Annotated in this window: 10 protein-coding genes; 5 read left to right on the forward strand and 5 right to left on the reverse strand. The window is 44.2% G+C overall.

The window, feature by feature from the left end; all coding sequences use genetic code 11:
• Positions 1 to 122: 122 nt before the first annotated feature.
• The 3 genes from dnm_RS00855 to dnm_RS00865 all read right to left on the reverse strand — a co-directional run bounded on the left by dnm_RS00855 (position 123) and on the right by dnm_RS00865 (position 4,945).
• Positions 123 to 1,352, reverse strand: coding sequence for a cation:proton antiporter (locus dnm_RS00855; RefSeq protein ID WP_207680832.1), 1,230 nt, complete (start codon positions 1,350 to 1,352; stop codon positions 123 to 125).
• Positions 1,353 to 1,505: 153 nt separating this feature from the next.
• Entirely contained in the window at positions 1,506 to 3,146 is a 1,641-nt protein-coding gene (locus dnm_RS00860; protein WP_207680833.1) for a sensor histidine kinase, read from the reverse strand.
• Entirely contained in the window at positions 3,143 to 4,945 is a 1,803-nt protein-coding gene (locus tag dnm_RS00865) for a response regulator (protein ID WP_207680834.1), read from the reverse strand. The genes dnm_RS00860 and dnm_RS00865 overlap by 4 nt, the downstream gene beginning before the upstream one ends.
• Positions 4,946 to 6,379: 1,434 nt before the next feature.
• Here dnm_RS00865 and dnm_RS00870 point away from each other — a divergent pair.
• The 3 genes from dnm_RS00870 (at position 6,380) to dnm_RS00880 (ending at position 14,269) form a co-directional block, all read left to right on the forward strand.
• Complete coding sequence (locus tag dnm_RS00870; protein ID WP_207680835.1) at positions 6,380 to 8,005, forward strand: ABC transporter substrate-binding protein; 1,626 nt, start codon at positions 6,380 to 6,382, stop codon at positions 8,003 to 8,005.
• Positions 8,006 to 8,305: 300 nt separating this feature from the next.
• Positions 8,306 to 10,789 (forward strand): HAMP domain-containing sensor histidine kinase, encoded by a 2,484-nt coding sequence (locus dnm_RS00875; RefSeq protein WP_207680836.1) that lies wholly within the window; start codon positions 8,306 to 8,308, stop codon positions 10,787 to 10,789.
• Between the two features lie 552 nt (positions 10,790 to 11,341).
• Entirely contained in the window at positions 11,342 to 14,269 is a 2,928-nt protein-coding gene (locus dnm_RS00880) for a response regulator (protein ID WP_207680837.1), read from the forward strand.
• A gap of 47 nt (positions 14,270 to 14,316) precedes the next feature.
• Here the strand turns inward: dnm_RS00880 and dnm_RS00885 are convergent, their stop codons facing one another.
• Positions 14,317 to 14,529, reverse strand: coding sequence for a hypothetical protein (locus tag dnm_RS00885; protein ID WP_207680838.1), 213 nt, complete (start codon positions 14,527 to 14,529; stop codon positions 14,317 to 14,319).
• 83 nt (positions 14,530 to 14,612) lie between these two features.
• Between dnm_RS00885 and dnm_RS00890 the strand changes: the two genes are divergently transcribed.
• Positions 14,613 to 15,971 (forward strand): sigma-54-dependent transcriptional regulator, encoded by a 1,359-nt coding sequence (locus dnm_RS00890; RefSeq protein WP_207680839.1) that lies wholly within the window; start codon positions 14,613 to 14,615, stop codon positions 15,969 to 15,971.
• A gap of 504 nt (positions 15,972 to 16,475) precedes the next feature.
• The gene (locus tag dnm_RS00895) at positions 16,476 to 16,718 is read left to right on the forward strand and encodes a hypothetical protein (protein ID WP_207680840.1); all 243 of its coding nucleotides are present in this window, start codon (positions 16,476 to 16,478) and stop codon (positions 16,716 to 16,718) included.
• A 510-nt stretch (positions 16,719 to 17,228) separates the two neighbouring features.
• Here the strand turns inward: dnm_RS00895 and dnm_RS00900 are convergent.
• Positions 17,229 to 19,058, reverse strand: a complete 1,830-nt coding sequence (locus dnm_RS00900) for a S8 family serine peptidase (RefSeq protein WP_207680841.1) — start codon at positions 19,056 to 19,058, stop codon at positions 17,229 to 17,231.
• Positions 19,059 to 19,095 lie beyond the last annotated feature (37 nt).

A 19,095-nucleotide genomic window follows, 5' to 3' on the forward strand; every position in this document is an offset into this window, starting at 1 on the left:
GTGGCAAAAAAACCGGATGGGTCCCGCGTTTTACACATAAAACCTGTCCCTGTGTAAAAGGTGGGACCCATCCTTTTCTTATATAAAATCCTTGTAGCAAAGTCAGCTTTTATGACTTCTCCCTATGTTTTAAATAATCGTCCAAGAAAATAAGAACTTACAAAATTATTACAAATGACTGCCACAAGTATCACACTGATGGCATGGCAATTGATATCACACAAAAATCCTTGCTGAAAATCCAACAGAATGGCAAGTGAAAGCCCTCCCATTTCAAGCAGTCCGAAACCGAGATGACGCGGATGATCCTTCAGATCATGACTCAGGCGGGTGACGACAAAGCCTCCGAAAAATTTTCCAAGCAATCGGCACAGGCAATACCCTGCTGCCGGAAACAGAATCTGATCCAAATGCTTCAATCGCCACCCTGCTCCCAGAAAGACCAGAAGCAGCAGGTAAACAGGTTTTTCAACACTGATTAAGATATCAAAAATGCGATCTTTTTCTTTGTTAAAATTGACAAGACAGACCCCGACAAAAAAATTGGTCAGCAACGGGGAAAAATGCAGAACTGAGGCGGTTCCGCTTGTGAACACTGCCATGCCGACGACCACCAGAATCAGCTCGCTTTCCTTGCGGCGGCGGGTGAAAAAGAGCGTATATAAAAGAACAAATCCGGGGATGATTCCCAGGCTGACTGAGCCACTCCATTTCAGCTGCGCGATCCATGAACACGTTGTAACAAACTGAGGACGAAACAAAAACGCCAGTCCGAAAATCAGCAGTGCGCTCAGACCGTCAATACTTGAAATATACGTCAGAAGCTTTATGGTGTCGCGGTGTCTGACAAGAGAATCCGAGGGCAGCAGTGCCAGGCCGGTCTGGGCTGTGCAGGCGGCCGCGGCAGCCAATGTAATTGCGATGATAATTTTCATGGAATCAGCAAGACCGACAAAAAAATAAAGTGTCCCATAAATAATCAAAAATGCAAATAAGAAGGTTATGAGTCCTTCCAAAATCGCTGCGCCGAGGAATTCAAGAGGAAAACGCCGGAGCTTGGCGATTTCAAATTGGAAACCAAAAAGCAACCCGATCCATCCCAGCAAAAGACCGGTCAGGGGTTCCAATCCTTTCAACGTCTCTGCGTCTAAAAGATTCAGGAACTGGGGACCGAGCAGGAGCCCGAGAAAAAGAAATTCGGTTCCGGTCAGATAAAACTGGCGGGCAAAAACCGGCAGCCTGAAACCTCGGAAGGTCAGATGATAGCCGCTGAACGCAAGAAAAATAATGAGAAGCAGTCCGAAAAAAATTTTCATGGACGCTGTATAACGCATTTCAAAGAGAAAATCCAATCAATTTTGCTTTTCAGAGGGGATTATAAAAAATGGGGGATTTAGTATGCGGCTAAACAAATTCCGGAGTGCCAAACTTTCAGTTTGGCAATATTTCTGATATCCGGAAACCAGCGAGGCTTTGCCAAACTGAAAGTTTGGCACTCCGGACAATCAGCTTCTGATGGGAATTACAAAGCGAAAAACACTTCCCTTGCCCTCACCCTCGCTCTCCGCCCATATCCTGCCGCCGTGGAGTTCGACAAATTTTTTTGCCAGAGACAGCCCCAGACCTGTTCCCTCGGAGTCAGAGATTGCCACGCCCATGACCTGCTCAAAAGGTCTGAATATCCGTTCCAGGTTCTCCTTTGCCAGCCCGATGCCCGTATCAGCAATGCTTACTTCAACTTGGGAGTCTGTGCTGTTATCGTTTTCGGGGGTTTTCTGATTTTCAGCTAAATAACAAATGCGTGCGCTTAAACTGACCTTTCCGCCGTCCGGTGTGAACTTCATGGAGTTGGAAAGCAAATTATACATGATCTGCTTCAGCTTACGCTCGTCCGCTTTTATGACTTCCGGAAGCTCTTCTGTTTCCGTTGTAAGTTGTATGCCATGCTTTATCGCCTTTTCCTTAACCATGACCACACTCTTTTCCAAAAGTTTTTTAATATTGGTATCTCCGAGTTCCAGCCGGGGCTTGCCGGATTCTGCCTTGGCAATGTCCAGAATATCATTAATCAGAGAAAGAAGATGTTTGCTGCTCCCGAGTACCTCATTGAGATAATCCTCCTGGGTCTGATTCAGCTCTCCGAACTTCTTATAAGCCACCAACTCGGTAAACCCCATGATATGATTGAGAGGGGTTCTGATTTCATGGCTCATGTTGGCTAAAAAATCACTCTTGGCCCGGTTTGCGGTTTCGGCAGCCTCTTTGGCTTCTTGCAAAGAGGTTGTTGTTTTATTCAAGTTGGCTGCCATATCATTCATTCTCTCAGCTAACATACCAATTTCATTTGAAGATTTATAATCAATTCTTATATCCAGGTCTCCGCTTCCGATCTTTGCCGCCTTATTTGTCAGTTCTGCCAATGGCCTTGATATGGCCGCGGAGATAAAGAATCCCAATATGGCAGCACTAAGAAAAACAACTATACCTGAAATGAAAATCGTTCTGTCGGCATTTATGACACAGCGTTCAATTTTTTTAATTTCATCTGCCAGTTCCGCTTTGGAATCTGCTCTGTAACTTCTGATTGTGGGAAGCAGCACCGTGTTAAAATGCGGTTCCAGTTTTTGTTCCCAAAAATCATCCGCACCGTCAAGGTTTATACTGACAAGGGCCATAAATTGAAAAACCATCTGTTTATACAGCCCAAAATCTTTCCTTATTTTTTTTATCCAGTCTTCCAATTTTTTTGTTTCATTTTTTTTCTTTTCATCATCTTCCGCGCTCGCAGCCATTTGAATCGCTGCTTCAGTTGCTTTGCTGCCCAGAGCGAGATAATTTTCAAACGCATCTAAATTTTTTCTGATATGTTCCTCTGCTTTCTGAATCGAAGATTCCGCGTCTTTTTTTTTCAAAGGTCTGTGGATTCCTCTGAATTTTTCTTCGATTAATTCCTGACAGCCTGTCTGAGACGATTGTAAGGCAATGAGCATCTCAGAGGTGTATTCGACTTCGTTTACAGAGCTTTGATACATTTGCATCACTTCATAATGAATGACCCTGTTTTTCCTGTAAGCAACAATACTGACAATTTGTACGGACAGCGCAATTCCCAGAAATCCGATAAGCAGCTTGTATTTTATTTTCATTTTTTATCCTCCGCTAATGATAAATGTTCGGTGGTGCAAACACAATTTTTCCCTTCATCTTTAGCCCGGTAAAGCTGCTGATCTGCTTTTTTGATGAGTTCTTCAACACTGGCGGCATCTGTGGGGCTGAAAGCAACCCCCATGCTTACAGTGACTTTATCCGGAGGGAAAGGGGCTTCACGAGGAAAGGCATGGGCAGCAATGGCCTTTCGGACTCGTTCAGCCACAGCTAAGGCATCCTTCATATCAATATGGGGCAGCACAATGGCAAACTCCTCCCCCCCATAACGGGCTGCCAAATCAATTTCCCGTATATTGTCCCTGACGATTCTGCTCGTCTGTTGCAGGACCCTGTCCCCGGCCAGATGTCCCCGGGTATCATTATATTTTTTGAAATTATCCACGTCAATCATAATCAGAGCCAGCGGATGATTCTGGCGGTGGGACCTTTTTATTTCACGCTCCAGGAAATGTTTGAAATAAGTATGATTATACAGCATTGTCAGCCTGTCTGTGATGGCCGCGTTCAGGGCGGTTTCAAACCGGTCGTTCAACTGATCCAGATAGGCTTTTTTTCTGATCAGGGCATTGGTCCTGGCCCGGATTTCTTCCCGATCCACAGGTTTGAGCAAAAAATCATCCGTGCCCAGTTCGATACTCCGGAGTTTGCTTTCATGATCATCCGATCCTGTAATCACAACCACCTGTGTGTTCTTGTTGTGTTCCGTTTTTCTGAGATTATCGAGAAACTCAAATCCGTCCATATCCGGTAAGTTCAAATCCAGCAGCACAATATCAGCCTGCTCTTTCTGAACAAATGCCACAGCATCTTTCCCATTTCCGAAGGTCCTGATCTGGTAAGGCAGCCCATCCAGACAGGCCAGGATCAGTTTTGCATCCAAGGCGCTGTCTTCAATCAGAACAATCATGGGAAAATCATCAAGCTTCTCTTCTGATTCATCATACCTGTCCGGTGTCATAAAAGCCTGTTGTGACTGGGTTCTTGTGATTAATTGCTCATGGTAGGTTTTAAGACGGAGCAGAGACTGAACCCTTGCCTGGAGTTCTGCTGTGTCTATGGGTTTGGAAAGAAACTCATCAGCTCCGACATTCAGACCTCTGATCTTGTCATCTGTCCCGTCCAGGGCGGTAATCAGTATGATGGGAATATCTCTGGTATCAGGGTTGTTTTTTAATCTTCCGGTCACTTCATATCCGTCCATTCCGGGCATCATAATGTCCAGCAAAATCAGATCCGGAAATTCTTTATAGGTTTTTTCCAGACCATCCTCTCCGTTATATGCGGTTATGATTTCGTATTTATCCGGCAATTTTCCCATGAGCAGCTTAACATTGCGCGGATCATCATCTATGATTAAGATTCTGCTTTTATGACTCTTTCTGAACCGCCTTTTTGTCGGGTCTTTTTTCTTTACAAAACCGGTCACAGTATCAAGAAAAGACATGATACTGATCGGCTTTGTCAGATAACCGTCACATCCGTGAGTCAGAGCTTTTTCTTTATCATTGTTCATGGCATAAGCGGTTACGGCCACAATGGGTATCTCCTTCAGCACCGGATCATTTTTGATACGCTGGGCAGCCTCCAGTCCGTCTGCACCAGGAAGCTTAATATCCATGAGAATCAGAGCAGGCTTTTCTTTTTGAATCAGAGAAATACCATTTTCCGCATCCGCGGCTTCCAAAACATGATATTCTTCAAGTTCAAGGAGGGTTCGCAGGAGTTTCCTGCATTTTTTGTTGTCTTCGATTATCAGAACGGTGTTATTTTTCATCATACGCCTCTTTTGAGTCAAAGTGCGTGTCAGCCATCGTTAAAAAATTAGACTTTATCGGAAATAAAAAACATCGGTCAAAACCGAACATCCGGAGTGCCAAACTTGCAGTTTGGCAATATTCCGGGATTCCCGGGGGACAGGTGTTTTGCCAAACTGCAAGTTTGGCACTCCGGATTGGCTGGCCGCTTATTTCCGATAATGTCTATTAATAACAATCAGACTGTAAGAGTGAAAGTAATATGAGTCTATATTTTTATATCTTTCTCCTGATTTTGTAAAGCGTCTTATCAGATTTTTAATCAATTAATTTTTACAGATATCAGCGAGTCACAATTCCCTCTGATTCTTAATACACCGTCCGTTCGCAGACTGTACGAAAAATCAGATTCTGTAATATTAATATATTAAAGCCCAAAAAATCTTACGACATGATTTCATTACAACATCTTAATTTTATAATGAGGCGGACATATTCTCCCAATTTAAATACATCATCAGCGGACCGGAAACATCTTGTAAAAGCCCTGAAAGGACACGTTTATAAAATCTGAAGCAAGTCCCCGGCGATGATACAAAAAAACATCTGATCCCTGAAACGCGTGTTAAAATGCATCCCAATATATCAGTTCCAGGTAAGCATTTGGGAAACACTTTCCATATGCTGCTTATGTGCCAGCCGCTGCTGTAATTTAGCAACAACATTTTATTTATAAAAGCGAGTCTTCTGAATATCATCTGTTAAGTTATTTTATTTTTTTTACAATCAAAATACAAAAAAACACTCTGTTCCGAAATTGAAACTTTTTCTGGCTAATTTGACGAATATTTTTTATAAGTTGTTTGATATGATGCAATTCACTTTGTTTGACGTTATGAATAGCAGATGAACATGTATTGACAGTTATGCAACTTTAAGTCATAATTAAAATAAAAATTTTTTTCAGAGTTCCTCATAGTGCTTTGCCAGGTTTGTTTTTAAGGGTTGGCGTATATAAAAAACAACTCACAATTTCAATTTTGACAAGGCAATAGCAATGATTCGGACAGTTTTTTGAAAATCAGGACAGGATAAAAATATAAGTTTCTGAAAACAAAAGATTTAAACTGACAGATCAAAAATTGTCAATTTCTATAAAATCACTAAATTATAGGAACTGTCCTGACAATTAGTCATCATCTGAATTTTTTGGGGGATCAGAAACTTCTGACATCCTGAATTTTCGCCCCTTCCGGAGCAAGTTCTGTTCCTGTATGAAAAATAATAAAAAACTGTTACAACGACTAAGAGTTTCCAAATAAAAAGGGGATTTTTCATAGAAGGCGATTGGAAATCCCTTTTCTATCAGAAATCCTTGTCAATTGCTTCTTTTCAACAAATCGTATTATGTTATAATATATTTTTTTATTTTTTCAATTAATAAAGAAAGGAGTAAGATGATGCGAAAAAATCGGCGATTCTGCTATCGGAGCGTTTCAACAATCGTTTTTCTTTTGGGATTACTATTCTGGTTTTTTAATGTTCAGACAGTATCAGCATCCCAAGAAAAATACGGCGGGGAATATCGCATTCCTCTGTCCGGCGATCCCCTTACACTTGATCCCGCATTTTATACTGACATTTATTCATTTAATGTGGCCGAGAATCTCTTTGACGGACTTGTGCAATTTTCCAAAGACCTCAGAGTCGTTCCCGCTATTGCCAAAAGATGGAAGATTTCCAGAGACCATCGCACTTACACCTTCCTGCTCCGAAAAGGAGTAAAATTTCATAACGGGCGGGAAGTCACTGCGGATGATTTTATTTTTTCATTCACCCGCATCCTGGATCCGAAAACGAAATCTCCTGTTATCTCTTTGTTTCTCGATATCAGGGGAGCAAAAATGTTTTATGAGGGCAAAGCCAAAACTGTTGCAGGACTCTCCGCTACGGATCCTTATACATTAAATATAGAATTGGAAAGGCCCTTTGCCCCCTTTCTGTCCATCCTTGCAATGATTAACGCAAAAGTCGTTCCAAAAGAGGCCATGGGGCCTGATTTTGCCACGCATCCGGTGGGAACAGGACCGTTCCGTTTTCATTCATGGGAACCGGCTAAGAACATTATTCTTGAAAACAACCCGGCATATTTTGGCGGCAAACCGTTTTTGAATCGCCTGTATTTCCGCATCTATCCCAATGTTGAATGGGAAAAAATTTTCAGTGACTTTGAAAAAGGACTTCTGGATCAGTCTCTTATTCCGAGCCATAAATATGAGCTGATTTCCAATCCTGATTATAAAAATCGTTATACCGTCATCAGCAAACCAGGACTTAATCTGGTTTATATTGCGATGAATTCAGCCCTGAAACCTTTCGGGGACAGACGAGTTCGTCAGGCCGTGAGCTACGCAGCAGATACGGCAACCATTGTCAGTGAGATCACAAAACGGGGAAGTGTGCCTGCCAAAGGCGTTCTGCCCCCCGGCATAGCAGGCTTTAACCCCCGTTTCAAAGGCTATTCTTATGACCCCCGAAAGGCACGTGAACTTCTTGCCGAAGCTGGCTATCCCGGAGGAAAAGGCATCCCTCCCCTTGAAATATGGACAGTATCCAAGTCCGAAAGCGTAAAAAATGAGATACTGGCTTACCAGAAATATCTGGCTGACATTGGCATTCAGCTCATACCGAAAGTCGCGACAAACTGGAAGGAGTTTATCGGACTTGTCAATGAAAAGAAAGTGCCCATATTTTATATGGCCTGGTATGCGGATTACCCTGATGCGGACAATTTTCTCCATGTTCTTTTTCATTCTGAAAGCAAAACCAACCGCATGGGATATTCTGACCCGGAAACAGATAAATTGTTGGAACAGGCACGGAAAGAAATGGACTACATGACCCGGGTAAAACTGTATCAGGAAATTGAAAAACGGGTCATGCAGGATGCGCCGATTATCTGCCAGCATATCAACAGCTTTAATTACCTTTTCCAACCCTGGGTAAACGGCATTCATATGAATCATCTGGGTGCTATTTATTTACCCTTTCAAAAAATATGGATAGACTCTGAAAAAAGGTAGGTGTTAGGTGTCAGGTGTTAGGTGTTAAGTGTCAGGTGTCAGGTGTCAGGTGTCAGGTGTCAGGTGTCAGGTGTCAGGTGTCAGGTGTTAGGTGTCAGGTGTTAGGTGTCAGGTGTTAGGTGTCAGGTGTCAGGTGTTAGGTGTTAAGTGTCAGGTGTTAGGTGTTAGGTGTCAGGTGTCAGGTGTTAGGTGTTAGGTGTCAGGTGTCAGGTAGGTGTAAAATGACTGAAGCTTGAACATCGTGTTATGACAGACTGCTGTTTTCCGGCCCTCGAGGGCAAAGAGAAACAAAGGAAAAAGATGACGCAGAAACATTCTGAGAAAGAAATCAAATTCCGGCTGCGTACCAAATTTATGATCGGTATCATCATTCTTGAGTGTATCCTGATGACAGCGATTATTCTTGTGGTTGAGAATCAGATGCGAAACTCCATTCTGGACGAATTTTCAAAAGGAGGACTTTCCATCACCAGAAATCTGGCAGCAATGAACACCAACTACGTTGCCACGTATAATTATTTGAAAATTGAACAGAATGTCGCACAGGTCAAAGCGGACAGCGGCCTGCTCTATGCAGCGGTGATCTTCTACGACGGTGAGGTGGCAAACTATACCGGGCCTAAGAAAATCAGAGATAAAATACTCACCGGCCCTTTTCATGAGCAGACACTCAAAATTGACAAGCCGCTGGTCCAGCACGGAGACTTGGAAGATACAACGTTTTGTGACATTGCCGTGCCTATCCTGCTTGAAAATGAAAACTGGGGCACCGTGCGATGCGGCTTTTCCCTTGAGGGCATAAAAGCAGCGATCCTCAGAACGCGTATTCTTTTACTGAGTCTGGGACTGATCGCACTTTTCTCAGGCTGTATTGCCTCACTTCTGCTGGCACGCCGCATCACCCATCCCATCGGATCCCTTGTCAGCAGTGTGGAAGCCATATCCGGGGGGGATTATGATCACCCGATTCATATCACAACCTCTGATGAAATCGCTTATCTGGGGCATCGTTTTGCAGCGATGCAGGAAACCATAAAAGCGCATATAGAACTGCTGACCAGCACCAATGAAAGACTGAAAAAAGCCAAGGAAGCGGCCGAAGCCGCGAATGTTGCCAAAACCCAGTTTCTCACCAATATCAGCCACGAAATCCGCACCCCCATGAATGCCGTACTCGGAATGACCGAACTGCTCCTTGAAACGGATCTGTCGAAAAATCAGCGCAAGCTTTCAGAAACTGTGTATCGCTCAGGACAGGGGCTGCTGGGTGTCATCAACAGCATCCTCGATTTTTCCAAGATGGAGTCCGGCCGGCTGGAACTGGTGCAGGTCGGTTTTAATCTGCCTGGGCTGATTGAAGATACAGTGGAATTTATCGCCGAACGCGCCCATAACAAAGGCATCAGCATTACCTGTCTCACCTATCATGATATTCCAGCGTTCGTGAACGGAGACCCTGAAAGACTGCGCCAGATACTTATGAACATCATCGGCAATGCTGTCAAATTCACAGAAGCCGGCGAAGTGAATATAAAAGTCCGGCTCATGCAGCAGGATGTTGACAGTGCCCTCATACAGTTCGAAGTGTCAGATACCGGTATCGGGGTGGAACCCAATGTCAGGGACGCTATTTTCGATGTCTTTTCCCAGGCTGACGGCTCACTTACCCGCCGTTATGAAGGGCTCGGGCTCGGGCTGGCTATCACCAAACAACTGACAGATATGATGAGCGGTGAAATCCGTTTTGACAGCACTCCCGGGGAAGGGTCCACCTTCTGGCTCACAGTCCGTTTTGAAAAGCAGAACACTGCAATTCCGGATGAGGATAAGGAAGAAGAATCTCTTGAAAACCTCAGAATCCTTGTTCTTGACGGAAATGATACCAGCCGATCTGTAATATCTTATCATCTGGTCGAATGGGGGGTCCGGGTCACGGAAGCGGAAGACACGGACCAGGTCTTTGAGATGCTTGAACAGGAAGCGTCTCAGAAAGATCCTTTCCAGGCCGTGCTTCTGGATGTGACAGTACCTGACACAAATATCTGGGAAGTGGCTCAGAAAATAAAAGCTCATCCCTCATTGCCAGATGTCGAACCCATTCTGCTTATCCCCGTAGGCTTTTATAATAATGACAAAGAGACCCGGGGGCGTGAATTCCCAAACTATCTGAGCAAACCTGTGAGTCAGTCAAAGCTTTACAGCTATCTTATCGCTCTTATGAAGGGTTCCCTCCGGCCAACAGATGCCAAAAAGGAAAAGGAACATCCGAAAATATCCGCTCAGTTCGAATGCCACGCCCTTCTTGTGGAGGATAATGCGGTAAATCTGGCCCTGGCGCGGAAAAAATTGGAATTCTTCGGATGCACGGTGGATGAGGCGCGGAACGGAAGGGAAGCCATTGAAGCCTTTACTAAAAATACTTACGATATTATTGCCATGGATTGTCAGATGCCTGTAATGGACGGATACGAGGCCACACGAATTATCAGAAAAAAAGAGAAAGTCATGGGAATTTCCCCCACCCCTGTTTTTGCCTTAACTGCCCATGCCATGGAAGGAGACCGTGAACGTTGTATCGCCGCAGGCATGGATGATTATCTGAGCAAGCCCTTTACCATGGAAGAGCTGTATAATGTACTCAAGGAATGGATGCAGCGGAAAGATTTATCAGGGAATCAGGGAAATAAAGACGAATCAGCGCCCCCGGACAAACAGGCTGAGAATATTATCACAGATGCTTTGCCTGCGTCTGACACCTCATTTTCAGAAACTATTGACAGATAACCTTCTGAAAAAAATGTGCCTGACAAAGCCCCGGATACGGACAGTGCTGCTGATAGGCAATTCCGAACGGACCCGGAGTGCAAAAGTTTTATTTTTGCAATTGCGAAAAAGCATTTTTCGCACTCCGGATAGAACTCCGGAAAACCTGTTCAGCCCTCAGTCACCAGTATCGGAGAGGGGCAATGCTATTGACTCAGGCTAAGAATTTTTATGATTCCGGAACGCCCGAAAATAAAGGTTCTGCTTTTTGGCTGTCACCCGGATCGGTTCCGATGAAATCAGAAGGTTATATCCTTAGCCCGATGCGTATGGGGGAGTCCCACCAAATTTTAAGCCTGCGGAAACGCGGCACCGGCTGAAAATTTTTCGACCGGTGCGGTTAAACATAACTATTTGAAATTAAAAATAGCTGTAGGGTGGGCGGCGCGAAGCGGACCCCACCCTGCAAAAATTGTAACCGCACAGGTCGAAATTTTTCAGCAAAACTGCCTCGGTGAAGCAGGAAGAAAAGGACAGATTATTTTAAATTTTTCAGGACAGAAGGTGAGAAGAATGAATGAGAAGATACCTTTTCGAGTTGCTGTAATTGAAGATAATCAAAATGACATGCTCCTGTTTCAAAAAGCATTTGAAAAAGAGCGGGATCAGTGGGAATTTATCTGCTTTTGCCAGTCTGAGGACGCACTGGGAACATTTGTCACAGATTACCAAACCTTTGATCTGGTTGTCGCAGATTACAAATTACCTGGTATGAACGGTCTGGAATTATTTAAAGAACTGAATGACCGAGACATTTTTTTACCTTTTATTCTTTTAACCGGAACCGGTACGGAAAACCTTGCTGTTGAAGCGATTAAGGCAGGAACAAATGACTATGTGATAAAAGATTCTCAGAACAATTATCTGAATGTGTTGCCCATAACACTCAGAAAAGTGATCCGGGACTATAAGGACCGTCTGGCTTATGAGCGGACCCGGCGGGAGAGGGACACCATCAGCATTATCTCCGAATTATTTCTATCTTCCGGCTCCCTGGATGATATTTGTCAGCAGGTGCCGAAAATTCTTGCAGACCGATTTGGCTTTCCCTTTGCCAGAATTACCTTTTGGGATCAGGCATCAGATAAAATCATTCTGGCGGGGGCAACAGGTGTTCCTGATAAAAATGCTCTCCCGATACAGCTTCCGGCGGACAGAACTGTGGCGGGCAAAGTGATCGCTTCCGGAAAACCCCTTGCGGAACTCAGTATCAGCCAGCGGTCCGAGCCCCAATTTGACACCTATAAAAAACTCGGAGCAGAGACCGTTGTGTGTGTGCCCATGACAGGTAAAAGAAAGGTGGTTGGCGCGCTGAGTCTGGCGGATTTTAGCGAACGTCGGGACGCGGTTTCTCTCACAGACACTCTCCGGGTGATTGCAAACCATTTTGCACAGGAAATTGAGCGTGAGGAAGCGCGGCAGGAATTGGAAAAAGCCAAACAGGCTGCGGAAGCCGCTTCAAAGGCCAAGTCCGAATTTCTGGCAATGATGAGTCATGAAATCCGAACCCCCATGAACGGAGTTCTTGGTATGACCCGGCTTCTTCTGGACACGGAGCTGCCCCCCCGTCAGCGTGAATTTGTGGAGACCATACAGGCATCGGGTGAAAGCCTGTTAACCATTATTAATGATATTCTGGATTTTTCCAAAATCGAATCAGGAAAAATGGGCTTGGAAAAACACCCTTTTGAACTTCGGCTCTGCATTGAAGAAAGTCTTGAACTGATGGCTTCAAAGGCATCGGAAAAAAAGATTGAACTGATCTCCCGAATCGAACCGGATGTTCCCAGTTTCATCAGTGCGGATATTAACCGTCTTCGTCAGGTGTTACTGAATCTTGTCGGGAACGCGCTCAAATTTACAGAAGAGGGGGAGATTTTTATCTGGGTGAGGACTTCCGAAACCGGGAAGGCAGGGACCCGGGACCCGGGAAAAATATCTTCCGCCCCGCCCGAACTTTTATTTTCTGTCAGAGATACGGGAATCGGAATTCCTGAAGATAAAAAACGATTTCTGTTTCAGCCCTTTTCCCAGATTAATGCCTCCGCGACACGAAAACACGGAGGAACAGGTCTGGGGCTGGTCATCTGCTCACAACTGGTGAAATTAATGGGGGGAAAATTATGGGCTGAGAATTCTGTCGGAAAAGGTTCGACATTCTCGTTTACCATTCAGATAAGCCCGGTATCAGGCATGCCCCGGACATATCCGGCAGCTGCCTCCCCGGAACTCATAAAAAAACATGTGCTGATTGCAGATGACAATATAACCAGCTTGCAGACATTAAAGTTGCAATGCGAACAATGGGGGATGATCCCTTATACAGCGTCATCAGGCAGGGCCGCATTAAACCGGATTCAGCAATGTCAGACCTTTGACATTGCCATTCTGGATATATGGATGCCGGAGATGAGCGGCCTTGTCTTAGCTGAAAAAATACGGCAATATCAGGAGTACCGCGATTTGCCGATCATCCTGCTGAATGCCATAGGTGACTCCCGGATTTCCCTGCAAAATCAGAATATGACACATCTCAAAGTGTTGAGAAAGCCTGTCAGACTTTCCCAGCTTTTCAATGCCCTGACAAATCACTTCGGAGATCAGACCGCTTCGGAATGCCGGGAGAAACCAGCCAAAGCACCTGAGGTTAAAACACAAATCAATTCTCAGCCGGGAATCCGTCATCCGCTCCGCATTCTGGTGGCCGAAGACAATCAGATCAATCAGAAGCTTACTAAATATATTCTTAAAACAGCGGGTTATCAGGCGGATGTCGTCAATAACGGAACAGAAGCGCTGGAAAAATTTGAGCAGCAGTCTTATGATGTGGTGCTGATGGATATCCAAATGCCGGAAATGGACGGAACAGAAGTCACCCGTCACATAAGGGATAACTGGCCAAAAGAAAAGCAGCCCTGGATCATTGCCATGACAGCGGATGTGCTGTCAGGGGGCAAAGAAAAATATCTGAACCAGGGAATGGATGATTTCATCAGCAAACCCATGCAGCCGGAGAAACTCATCAGCGCACTGAAAAACTTACGGTCCCCTGATATTCAGAAACCTTCCGATGATGCTCCCCCTGTTTCCGACGTTCAATCCCCGTCATGTATTAATTTGAAAAAACTATTTTCATTGGTACATGGAAAAGAAGATTTAATGAAAGATTTTGTGAATACGTTTTTAAAGGATACCCCGGCCAGGGTCAGAAAAATAGATCAGGCTATTCTTGCAAAAGACTTGGAAGTGTTGGAATCACAGGCGCACAGTCTCAAATCAGAGAGCGCTATTTTCGGGGCAACTGCCCTGTCCGAGTCTTGCCGAATATTGGAACATGCGGCCCGGGACCGTATCCGGGAAGGACTGTCAGAAACATTCGTAAAGCTGAAAAAAGAATATGAACAGGTCAGATCAGCTTTAGAAGCAAAATTAACTGCTTAGAGCCTGTTTGAAAAGTAGGGAATATGAGCAGTTATAAGAGACAATGATCATATCTCCGTGTCACGGTCACATTTTTTCAGGACATGTCTTTTAAAAAAGGTGTCAGGAACAGTGTCAGTCCGCTTTCCGGCTTCCCGGGCCGCGTTCGGAACTGCTTTTGGGACAGGCTCCCGTGTCTTCGCTGCAAAAAAAACAGCCACAAAGGCACCGGGACACGAAGTGACTTCGTGAACCTTCGTGCCTTTGCGTCTTCGTGGCAAAAAACAGCCACTTATGATTACTCATATTCTTTACTTTTCAAACATGCTCTTAAATCTCCTTAAAGAAGGAGGAACATTATTTCATGTCTTCCAAAACAAAATTGCTTTTTGTTGATGATCACGAAATGACACGGAGGCTTTTTTTGGAGGCCGTTTCAAATGATTCGCTGATCATCGAAACTGCATGTGAGGGGCAGGATGCGCTGACAAAGCTCCGAACATTTCCCGCGGATATTGTGTTTACCGATATTAAAATGCCAGTGATGGACGGCCTCATATTGTTAGAAAAAATCAGAATACACTACCCGAACATTTTTATCGTGGTGGTCACGAGTTCCGACAGAATAGAAGATGCAGTACAGGCCATGAAAGCGGGTGCTTATGATTATATTCATAAGCCGTTTGATCCTGATGTGATTATGACGGTGATCGAAAGCATCACCGGCCATAAAAAGATATTGGAAGAAAACCTTTTTAACGGGATAGACCGCCGAAAAGACTACCGGTTTGAAAATATTGTGGGCTGTGATCCCATAATGCTTCAGATATTTGATAAAATTAATGATGTCGCCATAACCAACGCAACGGTCCTGCTCACTGGAGAAACCGGGACCGGCAAGGACCTGGTGGCCGCGGCAATCCATTATAAAAGTCACAGAAAAGAAGGTCCTTTCATCAGGGTGAACTGCGCTGCTCTTACAGAAACACTGAGCAACAGTGAATTGTTCGGTCATGAAAAAGGGGCTTTTACCGGGGCAATTTCTCAGAAAAAAGGGTATTTTGAGATTGCCGACGGGGGAACGATTTTTCTGGATGAGATCGGTGATCTCCCTATTCCCACGCAAGTCTCTCTTTTGCACAGCATTGAATCAAGAACTTTTCAGCGCGTGGGCGGAACCAAGATGTTTAAAGCCAATACCCGGATTATCTGCGCGACAAACAAATCACTTCCCACAATGGTGAAGGAGAACCTTTTCCGTGAGGACCTGTTTTACCGCATCAATGTTGTTTGTATTGATATTCCCGCGCTTTGTAAAAGAAAATCAGATATTCCTGTGCTTGCGAATTATTTTTTGAAAAAATTTTGCACTGAGACAAAAAAAAACATCCCCCGTATTTCTGATGCGGCAATGAAAATACTGACCCAATATAACTGGCCGGGCAATGTCAGAGAATTATCAAATATTATCGAAAACGCTGTTATTTTTTGCAAGGGAAAAGAAATTGTTCCTGCCAACCTGTTAAAGATAGGAGAAAAACCTCATAAAAAAGCGTTTACGCTCAACCTTTCCTCCTGGTCACTCCCCCGTGCGGAAGAAATGATCATACGCAAAGCCCTGGCGGAAACAAACGGAAACCTGAAGCAGGCGGCCAGTGAACTGAATATTGCCCGCGGAACCCTTTACAGCAAAATGAAAAGATATGGGATACAAAAACCTTAGCCAATCGCCCGAGTCTTTGCTTCCTGCCTGATATTGATCACTTTTGAATCTTCTTTTTTTTACCGTGAAAATACATTTTGAAAAGCCGGGTTTTTTATCTGAAAACATTTTCATAACCGGGGGCAAAAAACCCGGCTTTTTTATGAGCGTTTATTTAAAAAATCAAAGAATTATTCAGAAAAATATATGGTAAAACCTCATCTGATATGTCGTATTTTGAACACATTCTATTTTGTCACAGATAAAAATGCCTTGTTTTTTCAGACTCACACATCCAAAAATTTTGTTGATTCTTTGAAAACACAAGAATGGCATTTTGATGCTCAGGATGATAATTTTTTAAAATCAGTAAATTGAAAATTTTTTTAAAGCCTGCTGGAACTGAAAATATCCAAAAAAATAAACATATTTTACTTTTTTTCTGTTAATGGCATAATTTTTGCTACTATTTATGAATACTCAGCAGATGAAAAATTCACACAAACACTCGTTCCCACGCAAAGCATGGGAACGAGTGCTTATCTCGTTCCCACGCTTCGCGTGGGAATGCCCTGCCGGACGCTTCGCGTCCTGTGCCGACGGGAGCTTCGTGACGCTAAACGTCTGATCTGCGTTCCCACGCAAAGCATGGGAACGAGATTAACGAGATTAACGAGATTAACGAGATTAACGAGATCAACGAGATCAACGAGATCAACCGCACAGGTTGCAAAATTGTTCCTTAGCAAACTGCGAACAGACAAATGAAGTATACCGGAATAATAAAAAATTTGTCCTCAGTGACAAATGGGTGACGAAAAATTCAGAAAAGAGGGTTAAAATGAAGAAGCAAACAAAAATAATCTTTGAAACCGCCATAATATTCTGATTTATAACAGCTTTCTGTGTTCATGCAGATGAAATAGCAAAGACATCTTCTTTTTTTCACTCAAATTTCTCATCAGATAACGTGACTGAGCATCTCGCAAACCAGAACGCATCAGCCGTAAACACATATCCCAAAGATCACCGTTCTTATGATGAAAAAAAATCAACTTATTCACTCACGCGCGGGGGGTCCTGTCCCACCGTTATTGTCAGAAACGTTTCTTTAGGGACAGCGATTGGTACCATGATTTTAGCTTTAGATAAGGACAGGGTTTCTGACAGATAAAAAAATGCGTTCCCAAGCCGGAACTCGGGAACGCGGGCTGTTTATAACAAGTTTCAGATTATCATGCCGAAAAATACAGCATTCTCTGCGTGAGCTGTCTTAAATTACTGCCAGAGTATCTCACCGCTGGTTTCCATTTTTTCTATAAGATTCTGTCTGTAAATTTCTTTCATCTCATTTCGACTGAGGGTATCCGGGTCCTGATTCAGAAGCCAGGCCAGCGTTTCATTGATCGCTCCTGTCAGATTAAGCTCCCCCGCAGGTTCCTGCGCGTCATAATTCGCATTTCTGATAAGGATATCTTTTATTGCGTCATTATCCAACATGGGGGCAATACCTTTGATCATTGCAGCGACCGCTGTAACATAAGGCGCTGCCATGCTGGTCCCACTACATAATCCAAAGCCTTTTTTCTTGTTTCCGTTTGTTATATCCGCAGAGGGAATCTTTACCCCCGGTGCCATGATATCCATTTCCTCGCCGGAGTTGGAAAAAGAGGCCAGTTCTCCGAATTTGCCACTGGCTCCGACAGCAATGACTTCGGAATATCTCGCGGGATACATAACAGAATATCTGGGAAGTGATTCTCCGGACCCGCTTCCCGCTGAACCGCCGTCTGCTGACCCGCCGTCTGCTGATCCGCCGTCTGCTGACCCGCCGTCTGCTGACCCGCCGTCTGCTGACCCGCCGTCTGCTGAACCCCCATCTGCTGAACCCCCATCTGCTGACCCGCCGTCTGCTGAACCCCCATCTGCTGACCCGCCGTCTGCTGAACCCCCATCTGCTGACCCGCCGTCTGCTGAACCCCCATCTGCTGATCCGCCGTCTGCTGATCCGCCGTCTGCTGAACCCCCATCTGCTGATCCGCCGTCCGCAAGCCCCTGAAGACCATCTTCATCATCCCAATTGGAATGGTTTCCCACGCTTGCCACTATTGTAAGATTGGCTTTATAAGCCTCCTGAAAAGCCCGGCGAAGCGCAGGCGTGTCCTGACGGTAGCCAACACTCATATTGATGATATCTATATCGTTATCAATGGCCCATTGAAGCCCCATGATGATATTGGAAACATCACCTGTGGCATATTTGTCAAGAATTTTAACAGGATAAATTTCAACATAGTCCTTAGCCTCTCTCCCCCATTTATATTCAGGATCCAGAAATGTCGTAATAATACCTGTCACATGAGTACCATGACCATTATCATCTATGGTCGGCCCCATCAGCGGCGTTTCTTCTCCGAATCTTCCAGCCAATCTGTCAATAATATCAATACCTTCATTGAGAGAGTCTTTTATTTTTACATGCTCATTAAAAATTCCGGTATCAAAAATAGCAATCCGAACTTTGTTTTCTTTTAATCTCTCAAAAACAAAACTGATTTCATCTGTTATCAAATTGGGATCAATCGGGCCTATGAGAGAATCATCATCATAGGGCTGATCAAGAAGTCTGAGAAGACTCCATGGCCCACGCATTCTCTTGGGGGAGGGAATCTTTTCTATAAAGCTCTTCCCATTATTACTTAACCCTTCGATTTCAAATATTTTCCCATCGCCCTCGACAGATTCGACAAGAGGATGATCCGCCACATCACCCAGGATAACCGCGTCGTCCGGAACCCTCATGACCAAAGCATTGATAAAAGGGAGCTTCATAACGGTTTTGATATCAAAATCCTTTTTCCATATTTTGCCAACATCTCTGATCTCAGTCCATGTTGCATGTTCCTGAAACAGGACGATTTCTTTAACAAATTCTCCCTCCCATTTAAAAGGTTTCTTGGCCTGGGCCGGATAAATAATCAGCCCGCTGCTCACCATAACCAAAAAAAACGCCAGCAATGTGTTTTTAAGAAACCTCATCTGATTTTCCCGTCCCGGGTTTTTAAAAACACTTTTCACCCTCATTAAAAAATATTTTAAACTTCCCATAACAACCTCCTTGCTTAAATAATTAAAAAAAATTTGT

This window comes from Desulfonema magnum (assembly GCF_017377395.1).
In the GTDB taxonomy this organism is placed as follows: Bacteria; Desulfobacterota; Desulfobacteria; order Desulfobacterales; family 4be13; genus Desulfonema_C; species Desulfonema_C magnum.

Excerpts from the sequence above, each read along its gene's own strand:
- dnm_RS00870 (WP_207680835.1), top strand. The coding sequence starts at position 6,380 with ATGATGCGAAAAAATCGGCGATTCTGCTATCGGAGCGTTTCAACAATC.
- dnm_RS00890 (WP_207680839.1), top strand. The coding sequence starts at position 14,613 with ATGTCTTCCAAAACAAAATTGCTTTTTGTTGATGATCACGAAATGACA.
- dnm_RS00860 (WP_207680833.1), bottom strand. The coding sequence starts at position 3,146 with ATGAAAATAAAATACAAGCTGCTTATCGGATTTCTGGGAATTGCGCTG.
- dnm_RS00900 (WP_207680841.1), bottom strand. The coding sequence starts at position 19,058 with ATGGGAAGTTTAAAATATTTTTTAATGAGGGTGAAAAGTGTTTTTAAA.
- dnm_RS00865 (WP_207680834.1), bottom strand. The coding sequence starts at position 4,945 with ATGATGAAAAATAACACCGTTCTGATAATCGAAGACAACAAAAAATGC.
- dnm_RS00895 (WP_207680840.1), top strand. The coding sequence starts at position 16,476 with ATGGGAACGAGTGCTTATCTCGTTCCCACGCTTCGCGTGGGAATGCCC.
- dnm_RS00875 (WP_207680836.1), top strand. The coding sequence starts at position 8,306 with ATGACGCAGAAACATTCTGAGAAAGAAATCAAATTCCGGCTGCGTACC.
- dnm_RS00880 (WP_207680837.1), top strand. The coding sequence starts at position 11,342 with ATGAATGAGAAGATACCTTTTCGAGTTGCTGTAATTGAAGATAATCAA.